The 6,762-nt window shown below is 53.1% G+C and carries 4 protein-coding genes and 2 pseudogenes; 4 read left to right on the forward strand and 2 right to left on the reverse strand.

Annotation, left to right across the window (positions count from 1 at the left end; genetic code table 11):
• Both N438_RS27315 and ugd read left to right on the forward strand, forming a co-directional pair.
• Positions 1-288 (forward strand): annotated as a pseudogene (locus tag N438_RS27315) (phosphomannomutase CpsG); the annotation flags it as partial.
• Positions 289-451: 163 nt separating this feature from the next.
• The gene (gene ugd, locus N438_RS27320) at positions 452-1,618 is read left to right on the forward strand and encodes a UDP-glucose 6-dehydrogenase (RefSeq protein WP_000704907.1); all 1,167 of its coding nucleotides are present in this window, start codon (positions 452-454) and stop codon (positions 1,616-1,618) included.
• A 422-nt stretch (positions 1,619-2,040) separates the two neighbouring features.
• Here ugd and N438_RS28480 read toward each other — a convergent pair whose 3' ends face one another.
• A complete protein-coding gene (locus N438_RS28480) occupies positions 2,041-2,163 on the reverse strand; it encodes a small membrane protein (protein ID WP_004144151.1) in 123 nt (40 codons plus the stop codon).
• Positions 2,164-2,562: 399 nt separating this feature from the next.
• Positions 2,563-3,567, reverse strand: coding sequence for an NAD-dependent epimerase (locus tag N438_RS27330; RefSeq protein WP_064141901.1), 1,005 nt, complete (start codon positions 3,565-3,567; stop codon positions 2,563-2,565).
• A gap of 1,077 nt (positions 3,568-4,644) precedes the next feature.
• Between N438_RS27330 and N438_RS27340 the strand changes: the two genes are divergently transcribed.
• Both N438_RS27340 and rfbK read left to right on the forward strand, forming a co-directional pair.
• A complete protein-coding gene (locus N438_RS27340; RefSeq protein ID WP_116696597.1) occupies positions 4,645-6,060 on the forward strand; it encodes a mannose-1-phosphate guanylyltransferase/mannose-6-phosphate isomerase in 1,416 nt (471 codons plus the stop codon).
• A gap of 22 nt (positions 6,061-6,082) precedes the next feature.
• Positions 6,083-6,762: pseudogene (gene rfbK, locus N438_RS27345) on the forward strand (O9 family phosphomannomutase RfbK); the annotation flags it as partial.

Raw genomic sequence — 6,762 nt, forward strand, 5'->3', positions numbered from 1 at the left:
TCGCTGAAATCGCTGGTGGCGGACCGCCAGGCGGCGTTCCCGGCGTCGGGGGAGATCAACCGCAAGCTGGGGAATGCGGCGGAGGCGATAGCGCGCATCCGGGCGCAGTATGAGCCGGCGGCCGCACACATCGACACAACGGACGGTATCAGTATTGAATACCCTGAGTGGCGCTTTAACCTGCGCACGTCCAATACCGAGCCGGTGGTGCGTCTGAACGTGGAGTCCAGAGCGGATACTGCGTTGATGAATGCAAAAACCGAAGAGATTTTAGCTCTTCTCAAGTAATGCATTATCCATAATGGAAGCCATAGGGTCAGATTTTAATCGTATTATTGACCTTATGGCTTATTCTTGACATCCCACTGGTCAAAGCGTAAAACCGCCCACAGCAATGTTTAAATTCGTGGCTATCCGCCATTACCCAGTTAACTGATTAAAGTGTAATCGAATGAAAATTACTATTTCCGGTACAGGTTATGTTGGTTTATCGAATGGTGTCCTGATTGCGCAAAACCACGAAGTGGTTGCCCTGGATATCGTACAGGCCAAAGTGGATATGCTTAACCAGAAGATCTCTCCGATTGTGGATAAAGAGATTCAGGAATATCTGGCAGAAAAACCGTTAAATTTCCGTGCCACCACGGACAAGCACGACGCCTATCGTAATGCCGACTACGTGATCATTGCGACGCCGACCGATTACGATCCCAAAACCAACTACTTCAACACCTCTACGGTGGAAGCGGTTATTCGCGATGTCACAGAGATCAACCCGAACGCGGTGATGATCATTAAATCGACCATCCCTGTGGGGTTCACCCGTGATATCAAAGAACGTTTAGGGATCGATAATGTTATTTTCTCTCCTGAGTTCCTGCGTGAAGGCCGCGCGCTGTACGACAACCTGCACCCGTCGCGCATTGTCATTGGTGAGCGCTCTGCACGTGCCGAACGTTTCGCAGACCTGTTGAAAGAAGGCGCGATTAAGCAGGATATCCCGACCCTGTTTACCGACTCCACTGAAGCGGAAGCGATCAAACTGTTCGCGAACACCTATCTGGCGCTGCGCGTTGCCTATTTCAACGAGCTCGACAGCTATGCTGAAAGCCAGGGGCTGAACAGCAAGCAGATTATCGAAGGGGTATGCCTGGATCCGCGTATCGGCAACCACTATAACAACCCGTCCTTTGGCTATGGCGGCTACTGCCTGCCGAAAGATACCAAGCAGTTGCTGGCGAACTACGAATCGGTGCCGAACAATATCATCGCGGCTATCGTGGATGCTAACCGTACCCGTAAAGACTTTATCGCGGATTCTATTCTCGCCCGTAAGCCGAAAGTGGTGGGTGTGTATCGCCTGATCATGAAGAGTGGTTCGGACAACTTCCGTGCCTCTTCTATTCAGGGCATTATGAAGCGCATCAAGGCAAAAGGTATTCCGGTTATTATCTATGAACCGGTGATGCAGGAAGATGAGTTCTTTAACTCCCGCGTCGTGCGCGATCTGGATGCCTTCAAACAAGAGGCGGATGTGATCATCTCTAACCGTATGGCGGAAGAGCTGGCGGATGTGGCGGACAAGGTCTACACCCGCGATCTGTTTGGTAACGATTAATTCTGCCTGTCTGAGACTGGCGGTTTCCTGCCGCCAGTGTTCTTCTTTCTCTCCCCCGTTATATCCCTCACTCCGCGTATTTCTCACACATTCAGATTAACCTCAATAAATTGTGATGGACATTACGATCCTGCTCAAAAGCCGTTGCGGGTTGAAAACAGGTCCGATAAGTTAAACTTACCTTGTGAAGAGCTACCGTCACTGTGATGTAGATGCCGGAGATAAGCGCCGGGAGGTAAAACAAAGCCTGCAACGCAGGCTTTTGTTATTTATGCCCTATGGAAATATGATGAACAGGGCGCGAGTAACACTATTGTTTCTTGCCTTAATGCCACGCCAAAAGCAGAATGAACGCTCATTCTGTAATATCATTTTTTTATCTCTTAATGTTATCTTAATCTAATTGCAATACGGAGTGGTCCTTACCACTTGCGTTTATTAAACGTCAGTTTCGTTTTCTTTCTGTCTTTTAAATAAGAAATCAAGAAATAAACGGAAACAGCAAGTAGTATGGCAGCCACCACTAAGAAAAATAGGTTTTCCATAATATCTACCACAGAGCGTATGTTGATTGAATTATTAGTTTGATAAGCAATGCACCAGTTTTGTTCTGTTGCATGGCTTGCTCTAACATATCCTGGATTTAGGAAAATTCCTACAGAGAGTAATGTTTTTTCTCAATCAGCATATAATGCTGTTTCCACTCACCAAATTGGGATGGATGACAGAAAAGTTTGAGTGCCTGGCGCGCGGATATTTGCTTTTTTGAAAAAGGCTGGATGAAACTGGTTTCAGGCAGGCGAGAAAAAAGGCAAAAATACCGTCTATAGCACAAAATATTATATATAAAACAATGAATGTGCATTCAGTCGACATATAGTCAGGATAACGGAGGTTCCATAGAAGAGATTGCCGCAACCTGACGATTGCGGCAGGGCAGGGGATTAGATCTGATAGTAATTCTTGTACCACTCGACGAAGTTCTTCACGCCTTCCTTCACTGACGTCTGCGGCTTGAAACCCACCAGGTCATATAGCGGTTGGGTGTCTGCGCTGGTGTCCAGCACATCGCCCGGCTGGATCGGCATCATATTCTTCTTCGCTTCCATCCCTAGCGCCTCTTCCAGGGCGGTAATGTAGTCCATCAGTTCCACTGGCGAGCTGTTGCCAATGTTATAGACCCGATACGGCGCGGAACTGGTGGCCGGTGAACCGCTCTCAACGGTCCAGTCGGCATTGGCCTGCGGGATCACATCCTGAACGCGCACCACCGCCTCGACGATGTCGTCGATATAGGTAAAGTCGCGCTTCATTTTGCCGTAGTTGTAGACGTCAATACTTTTCCCTTCCAGCATCGCTTTCGTGAACTTGAACAGCGCCATATCCGGGCGGCCCCAGGGGCCATAGACCGTAAAGAAGCGCAGCCCGGTGGTCGGGATGCTGTACAGATGGGAATAGGTATGCGCCATCAGCTCATTGGCTTTCTTGGTGGCGGCATACAGGGAGACCGGATGATCGACGGAATCTTCGGTAGAGAACGGCATTTTACGGTTGAGGCCATAAACCGAGCTGGAGGAGGCGTACACCAGGTGTTTCACTTTGGTATGACGGCAGCCTTCCAGAATGTTCAGATAACCCATCAGGTTAGCGTCCGCATAGGCATACGGATTTTCCAGCGAGTAACGCACACCGGCCTGAGCCGCCAGGTGGATCACGCGATCAAATTGCTCTGCGGCGAACAGCTTTGCCATACCTTCCCGGTCGGCCAGATCCAGCTGCTGGAAATGGAATGCCGGCGATGCCAGGCGATCCAGACGGGCCTGCTTCAGGCTGACGTCATAATAGTCGTTCATGTTGTCGATCCCGACAACATCATGCCCTTCATTCAGCAGGCGCTGCGCGATATGAAAGCCGATAAAACCTGCGGCACCAGTGACCAAAAACTTCATATTTTTCCTCCGGGGTGTGGATATCCCGTTCTACATAAGTGCCGATTTTACACTGGCTTGCGGTTGGGATCACTTGCTTTGCCGCGTCATCTCCGCCAGACGTGAGGTGAAGGACGTTTTTTCTGGCAAAATAACCGTGGCAAAAGGTGATAAATAACAATGTTTCTCATTTGACTGTTAGCCTCCGAATAATAACCTTGTGACTTGTCAGCGGTTTAGCGATTTGTGGCTAAACACAAAGGCAACAAATACCCATTGAGCCCGGCATAAGTTTGTTTAAAGTTATATTTTTTGTGCCCGGTTTATTTATCAAACGGGCTAAAAGTGCGCAATGATGGCTTTCTTTTCTTCATGGATATCAACAAATTGCTCTTTTTTTGCTTGTTTAATGAATGTTTATGGTGTGTGTCATTTGAGTAATCCATTAATCAGTAGGCTTTTTTATTTTTATTCCCGCCGACCAGCGCTATAATCTGCGCACGATTTTCTTTGTGGAATGTGCAGTGTAGAGGCATGAGTCGTTTATCCCACCTATCGGAACATAGCGCCGTTGTTGTGTGCGCAGGGCCATCAAGCCTGAATGCGCGTGGTCTCCCTGGCGGCGAAGGCGATGTCTCTTCTTATCTTTCCCCACGTCGTAAACGCTCCTTTCTGACGGTTGCCAGCATCGGCTGGGCGCCCGTTGCGCTTTTTTCGGTGGCGGTAAGGGCATGTGTTTTGCCCTGCGTAAATGAGAAAGTCCTGATGGTTAACCCGGCGGCAAATGCGGAAAGTGTGGTGCGTTTGGCGGCCAGGTGAGGGAAGATGCATGTTAAAAGCAGAGATATGCCTGAAGGTATATCTCTGCTTTTAGGTTTTCAGGACACGCGTTCCGCCAGGCTGTCATTGTAGCCGCTGACTGAACGATCTGCCGACAGCCTGAAGCGAAAGAGGGTGGCGCTTAGCCTGGAGCACGGGAGCAGTACGCATTTTGGTTGCGACAGCCAATGGCGGTAGCGTGCCTCAAAAAGGCCACGCCACCTGACGGTCGATTGATTGATAGTAAAATAAAGCAATTATTTATTTAAGGATTTCATTATGTTACTTCCTGTAATTATGGCTGGTGGTACCGGCAGTCGTCTCTGGCCGATGTCTCGCGAGCTTTACCCGAAACAGTTCCTCCGCCTGTTCGGGCAGAACTCCATGCTGCAGGAAACCATCACCCGCCTCTCGGGCCTTGAAATCCATGAACCGATGGTCATCTGTAACGAAGAGCACCGCTTCCTGGTGGCCGAACAGCTGCGCCAGCTCAACAAGCTGTCCAACAACATTATTCTTGAGCCGGTCGGGCGCAACACCGCCCCGGCCATCGCCCTGGCGGCCCTCCAGGCCACCCGTCACGGCGACGACCCGCTGATGCTGGTCCTCGCCGCCGACCATATCATCAATAACCTGCCGGTCTTCCACGACGCCATCCGCGTCGCCGAGCAGTATGCCGATGAAGGCCATCTGGTCACCTTCGGTATCGTGCCGAACGCCCCGGAAACCGGCTACGGTTACATCCAGCGCGGCGTGGCCCTCACCGACAGCGCCCACACCCCGTATCAGGTGGCCCGCTTCGTGGAGAAGCCGGACCGCGAGCGCGCTGAGGCCTACCTCGCCTCCGGGGAGTACTACTGGAACAGCGGCATGTTTATGTTCCGCGCCAAAAAATACCTCTCCGAGCTGGCCAAATTCCGCCCGGATATCCTCGAAGCCTGCCAGGCCGCGGTCAATGCCGCCGACAACGGCAGCGACTTCATCAGCATTCCGCATGACATTTTCTGCGAGTGCCCGGACGAGTCCGTGGACTACGCGGTGATGGAGAAAACCGCCGACGCGGTGGTGGTCGGTCTCGATGCCGACTGGAGCGACGTCGGCTCCTGGTCCGCCCTGTGGGAGGTCAGCCCGAAAGACGAGCAGGGTAACGTCCTCAGCGGTGACGCGTGGGTGCATAACAGTGAAAACTGCTACATCAACAGCGACGAGAAGCTGGTGGCGGCCATCGGCGTGGAGAACCTGGTGATTGTCAGCACCAAGGACGCCGTGCTGGTGATGAACCGCGAGCGTTCCCAGGACGTGAAGAAGGCGGTCGAGTTCCTCAAGCAGAACCAGCGCAGCGAGTACAAGCGCCACCGCGAGATTTACCGTCCCTGGGGGCGCTGCGACGTGGTGGTCCAGACCCCGCGCTTCAACGTCAACCGCATCACCGTGAAACCGGGCGGCGCCTTCTCGATGCAGATGCACCACCACCGCGCCGAGCACTGGGTCATTCTCGCCGGCACCGGCCAGGTGACGGTGAACGGCAAGCAGTTCCTGCTGACCGAGAACCAGTCCACCTTTATTCCGATTGGCGCCGAGCACAGCCTGGAAAACCCGGGCCGTATTCCGCTGGAAGTGCTGGAGATTCAGTCGGGGTCGTACCTCGGCGAGGACGACATTATTCGTATTAAAGACCAGTATGGTCGTTGCTAATTTTTTCGGGACAAAACGCAGAATGACACAGTTAACATGCTTTAAGGCTTATGACATCCGTGGTGAACTGGGCGAGGAGCTGAACGAGGACATCGCCTACCGTATCGGCCGCGCCTACGGCGAATTTCTGAAACCCGGGAAGATAGTGGTGGGGGGCGATGTGCGCCTCACCAGCGAGTCGCTGAAGCTGGCGCTGGCCCGCGGGCTGATGGACGCCGGCACCGACGTGCTGGATATCGGCCTGAGCGGCACGGAAGAGATTTACTTCGCCACCTTCCACCTCGGGGTGGACGGCGGTATCGAGGTGACGGCGAGCCATAACCCGATGAACTACAACGGCATGAAGCTGGTGCGCGAGAACGCGAAGCCCATCAGCGGCGACACCGGCCTGCGGGATATCCAGCGCCTGGCGGAGGAGAACCAGTTCCCGCCGGTGGACCCGGCGCGTCGCGGGACCCTGCGTCAGATTTCGGTGCTGAAGGAGTACGTCGACCACCTGATGGGCTACGTGGACCTGGCGAACTTCACCCGTCCGCTGAAGCTGGTGGTGAACTCCGGCAACGGGGCGGCGGGGCACGTGATTGATGAGGTGGAGAAACGCTTCGCGGCGGCCGGGGCGCCGGTGACCTTTATCAAGGTGCATCACCAGCCGGACGGCCATTTCCCGAACGGTATCCCGAACCCGCTGCTGCCGGAGTGCCG

The organism is Klebsiella sp. GL120222-02 (genome assembly GCF_003097195.1).
GTDB lineage: Bacteria > Pseudomonadota > Gammaproteobacteria > Enterobacterales > Enterobacteriaceae > Klebsiella > Klebsiella variicola.